Origin of the sequence: Campylobacter sp. 2018MI01 (genome assembly GCF_018501205.1) — a bacterium.
In the GTDB taxonomy this organism is placed as follows: domain Bacteria; phylum Campylobacterota; class Campylobacteria; order Campylobacterales; family Campylobacteraceae; genus Campylobacter_E.
The window spans coordinates 1-20,804 of sequence record NZ_JAHCZE010000004.1 but is presented as its reverse complement, the minus strand read 5'-3'; the positions used below and the strand labels follow the sequence as shown (position 1 = coordinate 20,804).

Here is a 20,804-nt window from a genome sequence, read left to right as displayed (position 1 = left end):
TTTTTTAAAGATATGATTAAATTAGATTTATGAAATGAAGTTAATAAAATAATTTAGGAATTTAAATAATAAAAAGCTCCAAAATTGGAGCTTTTAAAAGTGGTATTACATCATACCAGGCATTCCACCCATACCACCCATACCGCCACCCATTGGCATTTCAGGTTTATCTTCTTTAATATCGCTTATTGTAGCTTCTGTTGTAAGTAGCATTGAAGCAACGCTTACAGCATTTTGTAATGCTACACGCTCAACTTTAACAGGGTCAATTATTCCTGCTTCATACATATCTACATATTCGCCACTTGCAGCATCAAATCCTTTGTTTTCATCTTTGCAAGTTTCAATTGTATTTACGATAACTCCTGCATCAAATCCTGCATTTTCTGCAATTTGGCGAATTGGAGCTTTGATTGCACGGCGAACGATATTTGCACCGATTAACTCATCGCCTTCAAGATTTAGATTAATTCTATTTGTAGCGTGAATTAGTGCAGCACCACCACCAATTACTATACCTTCTTCAACAGCAGCTTTAGTTGCACTTAGTGCGTCATCAACTCTGTCTTTTTTCTCTTTCATTTCAGTTTCAGTTGCAGCACCAACTTTAATAACAGCAACACCACCACTTAATTTTGCTAAACGCTCTTGTAATTTTTCTCTATCATAATCACTTGTAGTTTCAGCAATTTGAGCTTTAATTTGATTAATTCTTGCATTAATTGCGTCTTTGCTACCTGCACCATTTACTATTGTAGTATTATCTTTATCAATTACGATTGAGCTAGCACTTCCTAAATCAGCTGCGTTTGCACTTTCAAGTGTTCTTCCCATTTCTTCGCAAATTACCGTTCCACCTGTTAAGATTGCAATATCTTCAAGCATTGCTTTTCTTCTATCACCAAAACCAGGAGCTTTAACTGCAGCTATATTTAAAATTCCTCTTAATTTATTTACAACTAAAGTTGCTAATGCTTCGCCTTCAATATCTTCAGCAACGATTAAAAGTGGGCGACCATTTTTTTGTGCAGTTTCAAGCACAGGTAAAATGTCTTTTAGATTTGTGATTTTTTTATCATAAAGTAAAATTAATGGATTGCTTAATTCGCAATTCATTTTATCAGCATTTGTGATAAAGTATGGACTTAGATAACCTCTATCAAATTGCATACCTTCAACAACGCTTAATTCATCATTGATTGATTTTGCTTCTTCAACTGTGATAACGCCATCTTTGCCTACTTTTTCCATTGCATCTGCAATTAATTGTCCGATTTTTTCATCGCTATTTGCTGAAATTGTAGCAACTTGTGCGATTTGCTTTCTATTTCCTGCAACTGGTTTTGCTAAAGCTTTTAGTTCAGCTATAATTGCTTCGCAAGCTTTATCCATACCACGCTTAACTTCAATTGGATTTGCACCAGCTGTTATATTTCTTAAACCTTCTTTAAAAATTGCGTGAGCTAAAACGGTTGCAGTTGTAGTTCCATCTCCTGCTTGATCAGCTGTCTTACTTGCAACTTCACGAACTAAACTAGCACCCATATTTTCTAAAGTGTCTTTTAATTCAACTTCTTTTGCAACGCTAACACCATCTTTTGTAATAGTTGGAGCACCAAAACTTTTTTGAATTAATACATTTCTGCCACGAGGCCCCATTGTAACTTTTACAGCGTCACTTAATTTTTTAACGCCTTCATATAATTTATTTCTAGCTTCGTCTGAATAAAAAATTTCTTTTGCCATCTAAATCTCCTTATAAAATTCCTAAAATATCTTCAAAACTTAAAATTAAATATGTTTCATTATCAATTTTTAATTCGCTACCTGCGTATTTACCAAATACTACTTTATCGCCGATTTTAATATCGCTAATTTCTTTAGCAACTGCTACAACTTCGCCTTGTTGTGGTTTTTCTTTAGCATTGTCAGGTATAATAATTCCTGAAGCTGTTGTTTTTGTTTCATTTGCGCATTTGATTAATACACGCTTATTTAGTGGAGTAAAATTCATTTTTTCTTCCTTTCTTGTGGTTTATCACTCTAATTCTTTGAGTGCTAAATTATAATTAAAATAAGTTAATCAAATCACTAAATGATAAAAAATAACTAAAGAAACTTTAGTGAAAATAGCTCAAGTTTATTTATGAAGAAAACGAAAGGTTGTATTATGAAAAAAGTTATTTATTCGCTCCTTGCTTTGATTTTAATAATTGTTATAGGGGCTTATTGTGTGTTATTTACAAGTTTTGGAAATAATTTCGTAAAAAATATAGCAGAGAAAAAAATCAATGAAAATTCAAATATAGCAGTTAAAATTGAAGAATTTGAATTGAGATTTTCAACTATTAATTTAAAAGTTTTAGTTAATGGAATGCTTGAAGCAGCAGTTAATGGAGATTTTTCACTATTATCTCGCAATCTTAATATAAATTATGAATTAAATGGAAAAAACCTAGAAACCCTAAAAATCACCGACCCTTTAAACATTAAAGGCAATATAAATGGTAGTTTTAATAATTTTAACATAGATGGAAAAGGTGTTATTTTTACTAGCCCACTTACACTTGATGCAAATATAAAAGATTATTTTCCAACTAAACTAAATCTTAATGCTAATAATTTAGATGTAGAAAAATTAAGCAAAATCGCAAATGTTGATTATGCAAGTGGATTTATCAACCTAAATGCAAATGTTGATGAATTTGATAAAGACAAACTTGATGCAAAAGCTTTAATTAATATTTATTCAGAACTTAAGCTAAAACCAAGTATCACAAAAGAATTTGGAATTGACATTTCAAGATTTGGTAAGGTTATAATTGATTCTAAAAATACTTATAAAGCTAATGAAATTACTCCAAATATCAATGTAAAATCAAATATTTTAAATATTACAAGTGATTTTAAACCTATAAATCTTAATAAATTAGAAGTTCAAGGGCAATTAGTTACAAGCCTTACTGAATTAGCTTTCATAAATCCTAATTTAAATTCTGATTTAAAAATCACTTCGCAAATTGATTTTAAAAATAAACTAGCAAATATAAATTCTATAGTTAGTGGTAAAAATATAAATGCAAAAGATTTAAAAATCACTCACGATTTATCTAATAGCAAAACTGCAATTAATACTGATTTAAGAGCTAACGCAGGACTTTTAAAACTTAGTGGCGATGAAATAATAAATCTTAAAGCTAGTGCTAATTTAGATAAAAATGGTTTAGAAAATGCGAATGTAAATGGTTTATTATTAGGTGCAAAATCAGATATAAAAATGGGTAGAAATGATTTAGTAGCTAATATTGAAGGTCTAAAATCTCTAGCTTTATTAGGCTTATTAAATCAAGATAAAATGTTAGATGCAAATATTAATATAAACGCAAAATTAAGCGATTTAAAAAACCTAATAGGCTCGGCAAATCTTAATATAAACGGAAAAACAATCCCAAGTTATTTCAAAAAAGAATATGATTTAGAGATTAATTCAAAAGTATTAGCAAACGCTGATGTTAAGCTAAATGGTGCTGATAATATCAGTTTTGACGCTAAATTAAATACTGATTTAGTAGATAGTTTTAATGCAAATGGTAATTACAAAAAAGGCGTAGCAAACGCAAATTATGATGCGAGTGCAAATCTAGCTAATTTTAATGCTTTACTTAATAAAAATATGAGCGGAAATGTAAAAGTTGATGGGAATTTAACTTTTGATAAGATATTAAATCTTACTTTAAACTCAAAAGAATTCTTTGGCGGTTCATTAGCTGCTAAGCTAAATGGGGATAAATTTAACGCTAATTTAAATAATGTTGCTTTAGATAATCTTGCAAAATCTTTTGATTTAATTGATATTTATAAGGCAAATATCAATGGGAATTTAGATTATGATTTAAAAAATGCTAATGGAAAATTAGTTGCAAATCTTGGAAAAGGACATTTAAAATATCACAAAACTATAAAATTAATTAATACGATTTTAAATACTGATATTACCCAAGTTATTTTTGATAAAGGCGATGTATTAGTAAATATTAATAAAAATCTAATTGATTATAATGCAAAAATTAGTGCAACAAGTGCAAAAATTGAAGTAAATAATGGAACATATAATACTCTTACAAAAAGTATCAATGCACCTGCTCTTGTAGCATTTAATAATAATGAAATTAAAGGAACATTTTCAGGTGTAAATGATGATGTTAAATTCATTCCTGATGCAAAAAATACTATAGAAAATGCTGTAAAAGTATTAGATAAAATAACAGGCAAAAATAATGGTGAAAAAATAAATGAAACATTAAAACCTGCTGAAAATCTTCTTAAAGGATTATTTGGAGGTAAAAAATGATTGCAAGATATTCAAACCCTGAAATGTCAAGTATTTGGAGTGAAGAAGCTAAATTTAATGCTTGGCTAGAAGTTGAGCTTGCAACTTGCAAGGCGTTTAATAAAATAGGTGTAATTCCTAATGAAGATTTAGAAAAACTATATAAAAATGCTAAGTTTGATATAGCAAAAATAAAAGAAATAGAAGAGCAAACCAAACACGATGTAATAGCCTTTACAAGAGCATTATCACTTAATTTAGGCGATGAGAGAAAATGGGTTCATTATGGACTAACAAGCACTGATGTAGTAGATACTGCACAAGCAATTCAGCTAAAAAAAGCAAATGAAATAATAAAAGCTAATTTAGAAAATCTTTTAGATATTTTAAAAGAAAAAGCAAATCTTTATAAATATACTCCACAAATAGGAAGAACTCACGGAGTTCATGCAGAGCTTACTACTACTGGGCTAAAGTTTGCTTATTTTTACGAAGAAATCAAAAGAAATTATGAGCGTTTTATAAACGCTAGTGAAGAGATTAGAGTAGGAAAAATTAGTGGTGCGGTAGGCACTTATGCAAATGTTCCACTAGAAGTAGAGCTTGATATTTGTAAAGAGCTTGGATTAAATGTAGCAAATATCAGCACCCAAGTTTTGCCTAGAGATTTGCACGCAAATTATATAAGCGTGTGTGCGTTGATTGCAAGTGCACTTGAGCGATTTGCTACAGAGATAAGACACCTTGCAAAAACTGAATGCGTAGAAATGCTTGAATATTTTAGTGAAAATCAAAAAGGCAGCTCTGCAATGCCACATAAGAAAAATCCAATAGGAAGTGAGAATATTTGTGGTCTTAGCCGTGTGATTAGGGGGTATTTAATAACTGCTTACGAAAACATAAATCTATGGCACGAGCGTGATATTAGCCATTCTAGTGCAGAGCGAATTATGCTTCCTGATGTAACGATTTTGCTTGATTATATGCTAAAAAGATTTAGTTCTATTGTAAAAAATCTTATGATTTATCCTGAAAATATGAAAAGTAATTTAGATAAATCTTATGGATTAATCTTCTCTCAACAAGTGCTTTTAGCCCTTATTCAAAAGGGTTTAAGTCGTGAGATGGCGTATGATTTAGTGCAAGGACTAACTAAAAAGGCTTGGAGCGAAAAGCTTCAGTTTAAAGAATTATTAAAAAATAGCAAAGAAATTTGCGAAATCTTAAGCAACGAAGAGATTGAAAATGCTTTTTTAGTTGATTATCATCTTAAAAATATTGATAAGATTTATGAGCGTTTGGGATTGTAAAAAATAATAGGAATTTCAAATTCCTATTATTTATCTCATTTTAAAACTAATTTTTAGCTTTATTTGTTTCTTTAATAGCTTTTAATAATTCTTTATATCTATTCTTCTAAATATAATTTGTGAATTATTATTTTTCATTCCTATCTCTTACTTGCTTCATTTAATAAAAAGCTTAACTATGCTTACACTTAAAATATATTCATTACTTTTATCATCATAAAAAAATACAAAAATTTAAAAAATATATATTTTGCTTAATCATTTAAATGATATTATATAAAAAATATATTTGTATTAAGGATATGATATGAAAGTAGAAGAAATAAAAACATTTTGTAAAGAAAACAATCTAACCTACAAAGAATTAGCAGAAAAAATTGGAATGAGTGAAGGGAGTTTAAGAATTGCAATTGCTACAAATAGAATAAGCACAAGAACCATAGCTGCTATGAATTTGCTAAAAAAAGTTTATAAACTAGAAAATGAATTAAAAGACTTCAGAAAATTAAAAGAAATCCTATCAAACTAACAATATTAAAAAACTTTTACAAATAATCTTAGATTTAAATTCCACTAAAAGATTAAACCAGCATTTAGCTGGTTTAAGTTAGATTTTAAATTTACCCAATTCTTCATCAAGTTTAATAGTCATCTTAGATAAATGCTCACTTGCTCCTGCTACTTCTTCTACGCTTCTAGCATTTGAATTAGCGATTTTGTTAATTTGCTCAATTTGAGTTATAACACTACGAATAGTCTTAGCTATATCTTTATATTCATTTACGCTATTTTTATTAGCACTAATGCTTGTTTGAACGATTAAAGAGTTTTCATTAACCACTTCTTCTAATTGAACACTAGATTTTGAAATATTTGAAATATCTTGAGCGTTCTTTTCCATTTCTCCACACGCATCATTTACTGATTGAACTACCACACCTATTGTTGTATTTATTTCTGCAAGGCTTTTTTGCGTTCTTTCAGCTAATTTTCTAACCTCATCAGCAACCACAGCAAATCCACGACCATGCTCACCCGCACGAGCTGCTTCAATAGCTGCATTTAATGCTAATAAATTAGTTTGGTCTGCTATATCGTTTATAACATTTAAGATATTTTTAACTTCTTCTGTGTGTTGGCTAGTTTGATTTAATTTATTTGATAATTCAGTAGTTTGTAAAGATTGATTTTCTAATACTGAAACAAGTTTTAATATTTGATTTTTAATAATATCTAAATTATCACTAGCTGTTTCAAGTTGTTTTGAACTCTCTTCGGCGTGTTCAACGGTAACATCTATATCTTTTAATATAGCTTCTCCTGCTTTAGTAGCACAACCTATTATTGTAGTTTCTTCTTCTACTTGCTTACCTACTGCTAGTGAAGTTGAGCTTAATTCTTGAGCTACACTTGCATTTTCTGTTGAAGTTGATTTTGAATTAGCTATTAAAGTTTGGATTTTTTGTATAAAAGTATTTACATGCTTTCCTATTTGAGCTATTTCATCATTACCATTAATCGCAACTCTTTTTGTTAAATCACCTTCCCCTACTGCTAAATCTTTCATCATTAAGCCTAGTCTATCAAATGGTCTAAACAAATAAACTAAAACCAATATAACAATACCAATAGTAACCACAATAGCTAAAACACTTGCGATTATTAGCGTTTTAAACTGATTGCTAACATCTTTAAATGCTATTTCTTTATTTATCGCAGCAGCAACTTTCCAGCCAGTTTCAGGAATAGTGCTAAAATCCATAATTTGCTTTACTCCATTTAATTCAAATTCTAATTTTCCACTATTTTTTGAATACATTTCATCAAGCATTGGTTTTAAATCAGGAAATACTTCTACTAATTTTTTACCTATTAATTGTTGATCAGGATAACCAATAATCATTCCATAATTATCTAAAACATATAAAGCTCCACCTTCAATTCCAGCATTTTTAGAAAAATCAGAAACTTTATCTAAGGTAACATCAGCACCTAAAGCACCTTTAAAATTAGAATTTGTATCATAAGTTGGAGAAACTACTGACATAACTAATTTTTTAGTTTGAGCGTCTTCATAAACATCGGTTACAAAAGTTTTATTTAATTGTTTTGCTTGTTTATACCAACCTCTTTGAGTTGCATCAAAAGGTGCTTTCCAGCCTGTGCCATCATACATAGAGCCATCTTCAAACGCTAAAAATACCATAGGAGAATTTAAAACCCTAGTTTCATTTTCTAAGTAAGGCACAAAAGCTTCTTTAGAATTTGAATCAAACTTAGATAAGGTTTTAGCAGTCTCTTTAATGCTTTGCTCTGTTATGCTAATGAAATTTTGAATGTAATTTAAATTTTTATCTACAATATCATCTAAATAGCGTTCAATATTAGAAGATATGGTTTTACTACTAGTGCTATAACTAATGTAAGTTAAAACTGAATATCCAATAGCCAATAGCACAACTAAAGTTAAATAAATTTTATTTTTAAAACTCATTTTTTTTCCTTTTTTTATTAAAAATTCGGCGAGATACTAACACAAAAAATATAATAAAAATATAATTAATTGATAAATATAATTAAAATATTTATAGGTATTTGAGTAGTTTTTACACAAAAACTAGATAATTTTTCTCCTAATTACTATTTGTAACACTTCTTTAAGTCTTAATAGCTAAGATTTTTAAATCTTTTCAAAAAGGAATTAAATTGCAAGAATTATTAAAAAATTTATGGAATGATGAATTAGGAAATCTTGATTTTAACTATGAAGAAAATATTTTTAATCCCGAACTTGCCGCATTAATTTTATGTGCTAATGAATTAAATTATAAAGAATTATTAAATCTAAAAACATACAAACAATACTTAAATACTGATAGTTTTTTTGAGCTTAAAATGAAGCAAATTGCTGTTTTAAATTCTATTCACAATAATCTTTTAAATCCACTTGAAATAATCTTTTATCTTGAAAAATTAAAATTATTAAAAATAAAAGAAAATATCTTCACTTATCTTCAAAATACAAAAATAAATTCATCAAAAGAATTTAATAATAATTTTAAAAAAAGCCAAGATAAACTTGAAAATATTTATAAAAATTTACAACAAATTCTAAGCAATGAGCTTAAAGATAAGCTTGATGAGTTTTATACTCAATTAATTAGCAAAGATTATAAAATAGCTTTTAGCGGGATATTTAACGCAGGAAAAAGTAGCCTAATAAATGCTTTATTAAATCAAGATTTTTTAGGTGTATCAAATGCACCTGAAACAGCAAATCTTAGTGTAATTAGCTATGATGAAAATGAAAAAATAAAAGTAAATTTTTATAATGAAGCAGAATTTAATGCCTTAAAAACTCAAGCTAGTTTGAATGAAGAATTAAATAAAATCTTTAATATTGATTTTGTTGGGCATAAAAGCGTTGAAGTAAAAATAAACGAATTATACGATTATACAAGTGCAAATTCTAGCATAAGTATTTTTGTAAAAGATATTGAAATCCATCTAAACAACGAGTATTTAAAAAATAAAATAAATATAATAGATACTCCTGGTCTTGATGATGTAGTAATTAGTAGAGAACAAAAAAGCTTAGAGTTTTTAAAAACTGCTAATTGTGTTTTATACCTTATGACTTGCACTCAAGCACTTAGCATTAAAGATTTAGAATTCTTAACAAGTTTTGCTAAAAATAATCCTAATTCAAAGCTAGTTTTAGTGCTTACAAAAAGTGATTTAATAAGTATTGATGAGCAAATTAAATTAAAAGAATATGTCAAAAATCGCTTTAACAATGAGCTTAAAAACCTAGATATTACACCTAATTATGAGCTATTTTGCGTAAGTGCTAGTGAATTTAAAAAAGACAATTCAAAAGGCGAAATAAATGCTTTAAAAGCCTATTTAAACGATGTTTGCTTTAATTCTACTAGCTCACAAGAATTTATAAATAGCATTAGCGAAAAATTTAAAAATCTAATTGATTTAGAAATTACGCTTTTAACTAATATAAACAATTCTTTAAAGCTAGATAAAAACGAATATATGAAAAATATAGAAAATCTACAAAACGAAAATGCCAAAAAACTAGCCTTAAAACAAGAACTTGAAATATCGCTAAATGAATACTTAAATAAAGACTACAAAATCCAAGCACATGAATTAAGCTTTTTAGCAAAAAATCAAGCTGCTAGGATTTTTGATGAATTAAATTATGACAAAAATTACTCAAACGAAAAGGTAAGAAATGTAATTTTTCAAGGTTTTAAAGATTTATTAAATGGGCTTAACTCAAGTATGAGTAATAAATTCTTAAATGATTTTAATGAAATTAAAGCAAAGCTAAATATTACTAAAGATTATGAAATTATTTTTGATAAAAATAAATTACAAGAAATATTTGAAGAATTTGAAAAAATCATAAATAAACTTGATTTGCTAAGTGATAAAAGTGAAAATGCAATCAATAATAAATTAAATGCGATTTATTTAAATATCAATCTTAATTTTTTTAATTTTAGCGAGCAAAAACAATTAGCTAATGAGTTTTTGAAAAATGAATTTTTTAGTATTTATCATATTGAAAAAATCAATATAAATGAATTTAACGATGAAAATCTATTGAGCTTAAATACACAAAAAATAGAAAAATTATTAGAAATAAAAGAGAATTTAAAATGATAAAAAGTGTCTTAAAAGAATATAATGAAAAATATAATATAAGTTATGAAAAAGGCTTTTTAGGGGATTTAAAAACCTTAAAAAACACTCTAAAAAATCCTAATTTAATGCTTAGCAATAAACTAATTAATAATATTGATAATTTATGTAAGCATTATAATCTACCATTACAAGTTGGTGTGATAGGACAATTTAGTTCAGGTAAAAGCTCACTTTTAAATCTGCTTTTTAAAAAAGATATTTTAGCTACAGGGGCAAGACCTGTTAGCGTTGTTGCTACTTATATTAATTATGGTTTAAATGATTTAGTTTTAGCAGAATTTGAAAACGGCTTAAGCGAACTTACAAACAATATTGTAAATGACCAAAACGAAGAACTAAATGGGCTTAAAAGTATTAATATTTTTACAAATAACGAACTTTTAAAAGATATTACACTAATTGATACTCCAGGACTAAATGCAAATACTACTGATGAAGAATTTTCTAAAAATTTATTTAATTCTTTTGATGCTTTAATTTGGCTAAGTTTAGCTGAAAGTGCTGGTAAAGCTAGTGAAGAAAAGGCTATTAAAGAATTAAAACCAAATATAAAAAAGATTTGTCTAATTAATCAAAAAGATAAATTAAACGAAGCCGAGCAATTAAGATTAAAGAATTATTTAAATGAAGTTTTTGCTAAGTATTTTGAAAAAATTGAGCTAATTTCTTGCAAACAAGCAAGTGAAAATAATCCTGATTCAAATATTTTGGCCTTTTATGATTTTTTAAAAAATCTAAATAAAACAAGCATTAAAGAAGATAATATAAAAGCGTCTTTAAAAACATTAAATAATGAGCTTTTAGGAATTATTAGTGAAATTAAACTAAGCCTTGAAGAATTAGAGTGTAAAATTAAAAATTATTTAGAAATACTTGCAAAAAATGAATTTGATTATAGTGGCTTTAATGATGAGATTTTAAATGCTTTAAAGAGTATAGCAAGGACGATTGCTAATGAATTTATGACTAATTTTAAGGTAAAAAATGCTTATTTTTATACCCAAAATGATGGGGTATTTCATAAAAATTGCTTTAATAAAAACGAATATTCATACAAAACTTTAAATCCTGATGATACATTTTTAAGTATTTTTTACAACAAAGATACGATTAATAAGCAATTTTTAAAAATTAGAAAAGAAATAAACGAGCAATTTTTAAACCTTTTAGATAATTTTCACAAGCCTTTAAAAGAATTTAAAAATGCTTTAAATATTGCTAAAACAAAAGAATTAGATAAAAACTACAATGACCTTGTAAATGCTGATTTTTACGCAATAGCAGATGATTTTTATAAAGCATTAGATGAGCTTATTATAAATGATTATGAAAAGGCTTTAAATAATTATGAGCTTAAATTAAATAAGCTTTTTGAAAAAATAAATATAAAAGCATTAAATAATTACGAAAACGCAGCTAAATTAAGCCTATCATTTTTTTATGAAAAAATTAATGCAAGTCGTGAATTTTATGAGCTAGATAGCAAACAATTTAAGCTTTATTTGCCTAGTGAAAATGAAATTTATCAAAGATTGCTTACTGATTGTAGTTTTTTTGAATTTGAAGAACTATTGATAAATAAAAAAGAAATCATAAAATTAAAAAATGAATATCTAAACGAGTTAAATACAATACTGCTAAAACATACAAAAAGCCTAGATAATAGGCAAATTAAATTAAATAATATTAAAGATATTATTTCAAATTCTTTTTTAACTTTTGACATATAAAAGACCTTTTAAGTATAAATATTTAATATTTATACTTAAATTTTCAATGTATTATTTTATATATTTATGACTATAAAAGATAAAAAATACTAATATTTAGGCTAAATGCTTAATTATTAAAATTATTTTAATTAAAAAAACTAATTAAATAACCTAAAAAATTTACCTTTATTTTTCTTTTTAATGTAATATAAATGTAATAAATATAGTAGGTGGTAAAATGAAAGATTACATTAGAGCTATTGAAATATTAAAAGAACTTGAAACACTACTTGAAAATGATAGTGTATTTTTGCAGAGTGAAGAAGATAGAATTAATGATGAAAAATTTATCAAAAAAGTAGCCAAAGATTTCCCAAATACTCCTTACGAACAAATAAAACAAGAAATAATCACACTATTAACCACACAATGCAACGAGCAATATATTATGTATCATAATAAAAGATATTTATTACTAACTCCAAGTTTAAATGTAATAACATATATTTTTGGATGTGTAAATAAAGATAAAATTCAAAATCCTAAACATATTGATTTTGAAAATGATGAAACTACTAATTATTTAAATATTTGCATAGATATTGCTAGGAAATGTAGTGAAGAAATAAAATATAGAAATGATAAATTAAGAAGTTTATTAGGAGAATTAGGTCAAATCTAACTCCCCTAAAAATTATTATTTTCCTTGAACTGCTTTATCGTAAGTATCTTTAACTAATTTATGTGCTGCAGAAGTATTTACATATTTTAAAATATCAGAATCTACGTTATGATTAGCTCCATTTATCTTAAAATTGCCTTTTAATATAGCTCCAACTTTATCAGCCTTCACTGCAAAATTATAATCATTATTGCTATCGCCTACTGTTAGTGTATAACCTGAATTTACATCTCTAATACTATTTATATTAAATTTTTGAGAATGTTTAACATCTTGAACCCTACCATCAACTCTTTTAACATAGGTAGCATCTCCGATATTTTTATCAAAAGTTACTCTAAAAATATTTCCATACCCACCATCATATACTACATAACTATCTACTTCTTGCTTAGCGGGATTTAATTTAATTGAGCTTCCACTACCTGCATAAAAATATTCCTTATCTTCATCAGCACCTAAATATTTACTTTTATAAGTATCTTTATATTTATCAAATTCATTAGAAAAGTATTGAAATCTATTTTGCGGGTCTAATTGAGTATCCATCAAACTAGAAATTACACTTCCAAAATTAATTTCTGCTTTATTTTTATCTGCTTTTAAAGCAAAATCTTGATTTTTAATGCCATTAGAAGCATTTGCTTGTATATTATAAGTAGATGAGCCGTTAATAGGTGATATGGTTTTGTTATATACATCATAAGTTTGCTTATCATAAGAACTTCCTGAACTCTTTGCGTTTTCGTAATATATTTGATTTGCATATTTAAAATCAGCATAAAGTTTTTTAGCTTCATATGCATCTGCATAATAATAAGCAATAGATGAATTTTTAAGATTTAACTGCATTGCAGCTTTATTTGAACCATAATAAAATACCTTATTTAAATCTGATACATTGAAATAATCCTTATTTTTTTCAAATAATGTATTTGTAAAATTACCCCACTCTTTATCTATAGCATTATAATTAGAATTTGTGCTTGTGTCTTTTAACATAGAAAAACTATCATCTAAAATATTTGCTTCTAATTTTTCTTTATTAGCAGTATAACTTACTTTTCCATCATTAGCACTAAATTTTAAATCGCTATATCCATCTAAACCACTAATTGTAGTATCTGTTAAACTATATGAAAAATCTTCAACACTATTAGCATCATTTGTAGTTTTTAATATGTTTAGCTGATTATTTGTAACGCTAATTTTTTTAAAATCTGTAATATTATTACCGCTTTTAGTATTACTAAGGATATTTAAACTACCTTTTTTCACATTAAGCTCTGCAGCGTCTTGTCTAACATCGCCACTTCTTAGGCTAGTATTTGATGAATAATAATAGTTTTTATTGTCTGCATTTGAAAAATATTTATTATAAACAGGCTCACTAGGAACTATTGGCATATCTGGTTTATTTGTGTCATTATCATTATTTTCTTCATCTTCTTTATTATTATCAGAATTTTCATCATCTTCTTTTTCTAATAAAGCCACTACTTTATTATTAATTTCTTCTTTAATTTCAATTTGCTCACTAGTTTGTAAAGTATTTTTAGAATTTGAATTAGTGTTTTCAGCTTTAATATCACTACTTAAAGTAATACTTGTTACTTTATTAGTATTTGTAGTGCTTTGTTTATCTTCTTGTTTTTCTTGTATTTTTTCTGGTTTATTATCTTCGTTAATATTTGCTTTGGTTAAAGAAAAATCATTTACTTTTAAAGGTTCAACTTTGATTATTTTAGTATTTGAAAAGCTTATTTGTTTTCCTGAATCAATTAAAGAAGTTTTATTACCTAATTTAACATCTATTGCACCTTGTAAGCAAGCTAATTTGTTTATATTAAGTCCAACTTCTCCTACAAACACTGTTCCTCTAATACCAATTGTTGCTGTATGAGCTTTTAAAGAGAAATTCTTTCTTGCTAATTTTGAGATTTCTCCTGTAATTACCTTAAAGCTTCCTTCACTTACTTCAAGATTTACTTTAGAGTTTTTTCCATCTAATAAGAATTGTTTTATTTCTAAGCTTGTGTTTTTACCTAGAGTAGTAACGGTGTTGTCATTAAAGATTATTTGTAATCTTGCATTGTTTCCCGTTTTTATAATATCGCTTTCATCAAGTTCTTGATTTAATAAAGCTTTTATTTCATTACCTTTTGAGATAACTACTGCATCACCTCTAATGGCTGATATTTTACCTACGCTTGCATAGGTTAGAGTTATTACACTTAATAAAATTACAAGTTTTCTCATATATATTCCTTACTTATTTTTAATCTCATTAATCTTTTTATTTATATCTGAAATATTTAAAGATTTTTTTAATTCATCTGTTTTTATCTTTAAATCCTCATTTGCTATTTTGCTTTCTATTTGTAATTTAGCCTTACTTGCTTCCGTTTCTAATTTAATAGAAGTCTTATCAAGTTCATTGCTATCAATTTTTAATTTATATTGAGAATTATCAATATCCATAGTTGAATTTACTTGAGGATTTATTCTAGTTATTACATTGTTTTTATTATACACTCCTAGTAATTTACTATTCTGTAATTCAAATAAAACATCAGAAGTATCATTAATCTTACTATAACTAGCAAAATACGAATCACTTGGCTTTAACTTAACATAATTATTTTTCGTATCAGCATAATAAAATTCTTGAGCTGGGTTTGTATAAAATTCTGTAAAGAATTTAGTTTTCTCATTATCCCAATCAGCTAATTGCTTTCTATAATTTGAAGAATTAGTAAATTTTAAATTTTCTTTTATATTTAAAATATTTAAATCCAAACTACCATTTTTTGCAGTGTATTCAATTTGTTCTTTATTGACATAAGCAGTAGTTCTATAATGATCCGAAGTTGAATCTACAACAGTAGGAGCTTGAAAATTCATTGTATAGCCGTTGTATTCTAAATCTTCTATATCATATTCACGCATTTGTAAATAATTATGGTTCATAACAAAATATCTTAAATTATAAGCACTATCCCTACCATCTTTTTTAGTTTGCTCTTTTGAATAATAAGTTAAAAGTCCTCTTGATAAATCAAGTTCAGCGGCAGAATTTGTATTTGAGTAATAATTAATAGCTGTTTGATTATTTTTTTCTATATCACTTTTAAAACTATTCCAATCATCTTTTAAAGTTGTAAAATGAGATAAATCTGATTTGCTTAAATCATAATTAATACCAATTAATTTAGCTTTTAATTCATTTTTATTTGCACTAAAACTAGCATAATCTGATGAATATTCTAAATTCTTTTCAGCATTAGGCGTATTAAGACTAGTATTTTGCAAGTTATAATTTTGAGTTTTGATTTCTTTAGTTCCTAAATCAGAAACATTGTAGCTATTGCTAGTAAGAGTATTCTTTTTACCATCTAAAGTATAATAATCAAAAGATTTAACACTCTTATCGTTTTCTAATTTTCTACCATATAAATCAAGTGTCATAGTTCCTAAATTAAGACTTGCTGCACTTTTAGAATTTAAATCTTCTGAATAGTAATAATAACTATTTACATTGTTATTAGCAAAGTATTTATTAGGTATAGAAGGTTCTAATTTAGTCCATTCTTTTTCATCTTTAATCACTGGCACATCAGGTATTGCCACATTATTATCATTTGGCTTATTTTCTGGTGTGCTTGTATTATTATCAGGATTACTTGGCGTATCTGGTGTCGTATTTGGATTACTTGGAATAACTAAATCATCACTAGGTTTATTTGGAGCAATTTCTGGCACATTATCTGTATTTAAAGAATTATCATTTTTTGCAATGATTTCAGTTACTTCTTCTTTAATATCGCTTGCAATATTCATTTGCTCACTAGTTTGTAAAGTATTTTTAGAATTTGAATTAGTGTTTTCAGCTTTAATATCACTACTTAAAGTAATACTTGTTACTTTATTAGTATTTGTAGTGCTTTGTTTATCTTCTTGTTTTTCTTGTATTTTTTCTGGTTTATTATCTTCGTTAATATTTGCTTTGGTTAAAGAAAAATCATTTACTTTTAAAGGTTCAACTTTGATTATTTTAGTATTTGAAAAGCTTATTTGTTTTCCTGAATCAATTAAAGAAGTTTTATTACCTAATTTAACATCTATTGCACCTTGTAAGCAAGCTAATTTGTTTATATTAAGTCCAACTTCTCCTACAAACACTGTTCCTCTAATACCAATTGTTGCTGTATGAGCTTTTAAAGAGAAATTCTTTCTTGCTAATTTTGAGATTTCTCCTGTAATTACCTTAAAGCTTCCTTCACTTACTTCAAGATTTACTTTAGAGTTTTTTCCATCTAATAAGAATTGTTTTATTTCTAAGCTTGTGTTTTTACCTAGAGTAGTAACGGTGTTGTCATTAAAGATTATTTGTAATCTTGCATTGTTTCCCGTTTTTATAATATCGCTTTCATCAAGTTCTTGATTTAATAAAGCTTTTATTTCATTACCTTTTGAGATAACTACTGCATCACCTCTAATGGCTGATATTTTACCTACGCTTGCATAGGTTAGAGTTATTACACTTAATAACAATAATATTTTTTTCATAGCGTATCCTTTCAAAATGATGCCAAATTATAGCATATTTTAAAAGGTTGTTAGCTTAAAATTTATATTTATACATTAAATTAGTGTAAAGATTATCGTAAGAATTGTATTCAATACTTGATTTTACCCTATTATATCCTAAATCAAGTGAGAAGAAATTATGATGATCCATATTGTATTCAGCACCAAAATTTACTCTATAGGTTATATCGTTTCTCGTATTTAAGAAGATTTTTTCATCATATTTACTTTTAGCATAACCTAAACTTGCTTTTAATATTACTTGTTTATTTAACATATAAATAATTCCGGCAGTAGCTGAATATTCTTTATAATTATTTGAACTTTCTTTAATTCTGCTAGTTTTTTCTATATCATAAGCAATTTTTAAATAAGACATACTTCTTTGAGAAATAATCTTACTCATAGCATAAATACTATGATGATTTGAATCATTCTCTTTATTATCTTCTATCAAATAATTATTATGATTAATTGTATAGCCTAGACCAAAAGCTAGCCCACTTTCAGTATAATAATCACCTGAAATATCTGCTGTAAAAGTATTTAAATATCTTTTTTGTTTTAAAATAATATAATCATAAGACATTAAAATATTTAATTTAAATTGTCTTGATATCTCAAAACCATTATTAATTGAAGCTGTAAATACACTTAAATTCTGAAAATCTTCTTCAATTGGTTTTATATAATACTTATTATAAAAATTAATATTTATATCATAATCATATACATTATTAACTTGTTTTTTATAGCCAGCATTAAGATTAGCTAAAATACTACTAGCTGGTTGGTGCTTAGCACCTGGTATTGGAAAATTAATGCCTAATTGTGGTACTGGTAAATAACTATCTTTTAAATTCTGCTTTTTTGGATTGCTATCATATCCATATCCAAAACCAATACTCGCATAAGGTATATTTATTTCATTATTGGCTTTTTGTTGATATTTAACATTTTTTAACATACTAGCAACTAAAGCTTTCTCATCATCATTTAAGCGTTCATCATCTTTTAAATTCTCTAGTTCTAATTTAAGTAAAGCTAAATTCCCGTTTTTTTGATAAATAATAGCACTTTGTAATCTCGCTTCTGTATTAGTATCATCTAATACCAAAACCCTATCATAAGCAGCTAAAGCTTCATCGTATAAACCTAATCTAAAAGCACTTTTACCCATAATTAGATTTAAATTAATATCAGAGCAAGTTTGCTTACAAATAGAACTAGCTATATCATAAGAAGTTTTATAATCTTCTTGATTATACGCATTTACTAAGTCATCAAATGGATTTGCTAATAAAGCAATAGGTAAAAATGTTAAAAATTTTTTCATAAATGTTAAGCCTTTTTTAAAAAACAAGTTTTTAAAACTATAACTCCGTGTTTATCAACTTTTGCTTCTATTTCATCATCATTTGAAGTAAGCTTTATGTTTTTTACATTAGTTCCTCTTTTAATAGTTAAAGAACTGCCTTTTACTTTCAAATCTTTAATAACGCTAACATTATCTCCTGCTTGTAATTCGTTTCCGTTTGCGTCTTTTGGCATTTTTATATTCCTTTTTTATTTATGGTGCCCAAGGTCGGACTCGAACCGACACAGGATTGCTCCTACTAGATTTTGAGTCTAGCGCGTCTACCAGTTTCACCACTTGGGCTAAAATTGCATATGATAATAAAATTTGCTTATAAAAAAATAAAAGTGTGATATTTTAAATATATTTTACTTAATATTTGATTATGAAATTCTTGTTTTGATATTCCTATCAAAACAAGAAAAAAAATTAATTCATTCCTAACATTTCCCAATAAGGAAGACCTATTACAAGGCATAAAATAAAAGATACCATAGCCACTACAAATCCAGTAATCCACCATTCTTTTACGGTGTTATATCCAGCTCCAAAAATAACTGAAGCAGCAGGACCACCAAAATGAGTTAATGCTCCGCCATAAGAATTTGTAGTAATTAATAAAAATGCTAATAAATATGGATCAACTCCTGCACTTTTGCCTATTAAAAATAAAACCGGTAAAAGAGTTGTAATGAAAACGGTTGCACTAGCATATAAATATCTTACGATAATACTAATAAAACCAATAATTATTAATACTATCAATGGGTCTAAATCTAAATTCATATTACCTTGAATAAATGTTCCAAGCCATTTAAAAAAGCCCAATTTATTCATCATACCTGATAGTGACATAATACCACCAAACCAAAATAATGTCCCTATACACTCTTTAGAACCTGCTATATCTTCAAATTTTAAAACGCCAAGTAATACTGATAAACTCATAGCACCAACAGCTACTGCAGTAGCATCTATATCAATCTTTAATCCAAATAAAGAACTAGCTAAAGACGGAACAGACCAACCAAGCAATGCTAGAACAAAGATTAAAACAAGCATTTTCTCACTTCTTTTCATCTCTCCTAATTCTTCTAAGCCTTGTTTTGAAATTACTACATTATCAATCTTTTTTATATCAGGGCGAACAAAAATATAAACAACTAATGGAATTACACATAAACACACAATACCAGGAATTATCATAGCAACAGCCCAATTCCCCCAATTTAAGTGAGTTCCTAAAATATCATTTGCATAACCAATCACTAGCATATTTCCAGCCATTGCGGTTGCAAATATAAATGAAGTCATTTTTGTACTCATATAAGAATTACACGCCAAAAACGCACCTACTCTATTTTCTGTTTCAACTTTATCTTTTGATAAAGATTGTGCGATTGAATTTACAATTGGAAAGACAATTCCGCCTGCTCTTGCAGTATTTGATGGAGTTGCAGGTGATACTACTAAGTCTAAAAATGCAGTAACATAGCTAAGTCTTAAAGTAGTTTTACCAAATTTACCTATTAAAAAATAAGCCCATCTTTTACCAAGACCGGTTTTTGTAAATGCAATACTTAAAGCAAATGCAGAAACTATAATCCAAGTAGTTGAACTTGCATAGCCACTTAAAGCTTGTTTTGTAGCTTCTTTTGCACCACCTAAATAAGGTCCCATAAATAGTGCAGTTCCTGCCACTGCAGTAATTAATACCATAGAATTTGGTATAGGCTTAAATACAAGACCTAAAACTGCTGAAAGATAAATACCAAACATTACCCACGCAGCTTCGCTTAAGCCACTTGGCACGGGCAAAATAGTAGCGAATAAAAATGGAATAGCAATCAAAATAATAATAGAAATTGCTCTTTTCATCATTTCTCCTTAAAAAAAATTAAAAAATTAAGATTACTTTAGCAGAATAATTCATAAAATGTATTTAAATTGTATTTAAAACTTTAAAAAATGTGTATAAAAGTAACACTTATTATAAATTATTATCTTTTTTTGAAAAAAAATATAATATATTTCATAACTTTTTATAATATGAAAAATTTAATTAGGAAAAAATATGAGAAAATTAGCTGTTTTTATT

General features: G+C 26.8%; 14 protein-coding genes, 1 tRNA gene and 1 pseudogene. 6 read left to right on the top strand and 10 right to left on the bottom strand.

Annotation, left to right across the window (positions count from 1 at the left end; all coding sequences use genetic code 11):
* Window positions 1-105 precede the first annotated feature (105 nt).
* Together groL and groES are read right to left on the bottom strand one after the other, a co-directional pair.
* Entirely contained in the window at window positions 106-1,746 is a 1,641-nt protein-coding gene (groL, locus tag KJQ97_RS01515; protein ID WP_214119736.1) for a chaperonin GroEL, read from the bottom strand.
* 10 nt (window positions 1,747-1,756) lie between these two features.
* Window positions 1,757-2,014 carry a co-chaperone GroES gene (gene groES, locus KJQ97_RS01510; protein WP_214117500.1) on the bottom strand — a complete coding sequence of 86 codons (258 nt, stop codon included), beginning with the start codon at window positions 2,012-2,014 and terminating at the stop codon, window positions 1,757-1,759.
* Window positions 2,015-2,170: 156 nt separating this feature from the next.
* On the opposite strand from groES, the gene KJQ97_RS01505 reads away from it, so the two are divergent.
* The 3 genes from KJQ97_RS01505 (at window position 2,171) to KJQ97_RS01495 (ending at window position 6,169) form a co-directional block, all read left to right on the top strand.
* Entirely contained in the window at window positions 2,171-4,351 is a 2,181-nt protein-coding gene (locus KJQ97_RS01505; protein WP_214119735.1) for a hypothetical protein, read from the top strand.
* Window positions 4,348-5,640 (top strand): adenylosuccinate lyase, encoded by a 1,293-nt coding sequence (gene purB, locus KJQ97_RS01500; protein WP_214119734.1) that lies wholly within the window; start codon window positions 4,348-4,350, stop codon window positions 5,638-5,640. The genes KJQ97_RS01505 and purB overlap by 4 nt, the downstream gene beginning before the upstream one ends.
* A 307-nt stretch (window positions 5,641-5,947) precedes the next feature.
* Window positions 5,948-6,169 (top strand): helix-turn-helix domain-containing protein, encoded by a 222-nt coding sequence (locus tag KJQ97_RS01495; protein ID WP_214117503.1) that lies wholly within the window; start codon window positions 5,948-5,950, stop codon window positions 6,167-6,169.
* Window positions 6,170-6,247: 78 nt separating this feature from the next.
* Here the strand turns inward: KJQ97_RS01495 and KJQ97_RS09995 are convergent, their stop codons facing one another.
* Window positions 6,248-7,087 carry a methyl-accepting chemotaxis protein gene (locus KJQ97_RS09995; RefSeq protein WP_502756485.1) on the bottom strand — a complete coding sequence of 280 codons (840 nt, stop codon included), beginning with the start codon at window positions 7,085-7,087 and terminating at the stop codon, window positions 6,248-6,250.
* 18 nt (window positions 7,088-7,105) lie between these two features.
* A pseudogene (locus tag KJQ97_RS09990) lies at window positions 7,106-8,134 on the bottom strand (cache domain-containing protein); the annotation flags it as partial.
* Window positions 8,135-8,346: 212 nt separating this feature from the next.
* Here KJQ97_RS09990 and KJQ97_RS01485 point away from each other — a divergent pair.
* From KJQ97_RS01485 to KJQ97_RS01475, 3 genes are all read left to right on the top strand, one after another.
* Window positions 8,347-10,323 carry a dynamin family protein gene (locus KJQ97_RS01485; protein WP_214119732.1) on the top strand — a complete coding sequence of 659 codons (1,977 nt, stop codon included), beginning with the start codon at window positions 8,347-8,349 and terminating at the stop codon, window positions 10,321-10,323.
* The gene (locus KJQ97_RS01480; protein WP_214119731.1) at window positions 10,320-12,095 is read left to right on the top strand and encodes a dynamin family protein; all 1,776 of its coding nucleotides are present in this window, start codon (window positions 10,320-10,322) and stop codon (window positions 12,093-12,095) included. The genes KJQ97_RS01485 and KJQ97_RS01480 overlap by 4 nt, the downstream gene beginning before the upstream one ends.
* A gap of 220 nt (window positions 12,096-12,315) precedes the next feature.
* Window positions 12,316-12,759: a hypothetical protein gene (locus tag KJQ97_RS01475; protein WP_214117507.1), complete on the top strand. Its 444-nt coding sequence runs from the start codon at window positions 12,316-12,318 to the stop codon at window positions 12,757-12,759.
* A gap of 15 nt (window positions 12,760-12,774) precedes the next feature.
* On the opposite strand, the gene KJQ97_RS01470 is transcribed toward KJQ97_RS01475, so the two are convergent.
* The 6 genes from KJQ97_RS01470 to KJQ97_RS01445 form a co-directional block, all read right to left on the bottom strand.
* The gene (locus KJQ97_RS01470; RefSeq protein ID WP_214119730.1) at window positions 12,775-15,018 is read right to left on the bottom strand and encodes a FecR family protein; all 2,244 of its coding nucleotides are present in this window, start codon (window positions 15,016-15,018) and stop codon (window positions 12,775-12,777) included.
* 9 nt (window positions 15,019-15,027) lie between these two features.
* On the bottom strand, window positions 15,028-17,328 hold the full coding sequence (locus KJQ97_RS01465) for a FecR family protein (protein WP_214119729.1): 2,301 nt from the start codon (window positions 17,326-17,328) through the stop codon (window positions 15,028-15,030).
* 55 nt (window positions 17,329-17,383) lie between these two features.
* A complete protein-coding gene (locus KJQ97_RS01460; RefSeq protein WP_214117623.1) occupies window positions 17,384-18,685 on the bottom strand; it encodes an outer membrane beta-barrel protein in 1,302 nt (433 codons plus the stop codon).
* A 5-nt stretch (window positions 18,686-18,690) separates the two neighbouring features.
* Window positions 18,691-18,900, bottom strand: a complete 210-nt coding sequence (locus KJQ97_RS01455; protein ID WP_214117624.1) for an alkylphosphonate utilization protein — start codon at window positions 18,898-18,900, stop codon at window positions 18,691-18,693.
* 22 nt (window positions 18,901-18,922) lie between these two features.
* Window positions 18,923-19,009, bottom strand: a tRNA-Leu gene (locus KJQ97_RS01450).
* Window positions 19,010-19,135: 126 nt separating this feature from the next.
* Window positions 19,136-20,584: a DASS family sodium-coupled anion symporter gene (locus tag KJQ97_RS01445; RefSeq protein WP_214119728.1), complete on the bottom strand. Its 1,449-nt coding sequence runs from the start codon at window positions 20,582-20,584 to the stop codon at window positions 19,136-19,138.
* Window positions 20,585-20,804 lie beyond the last annotated feature (220 nt).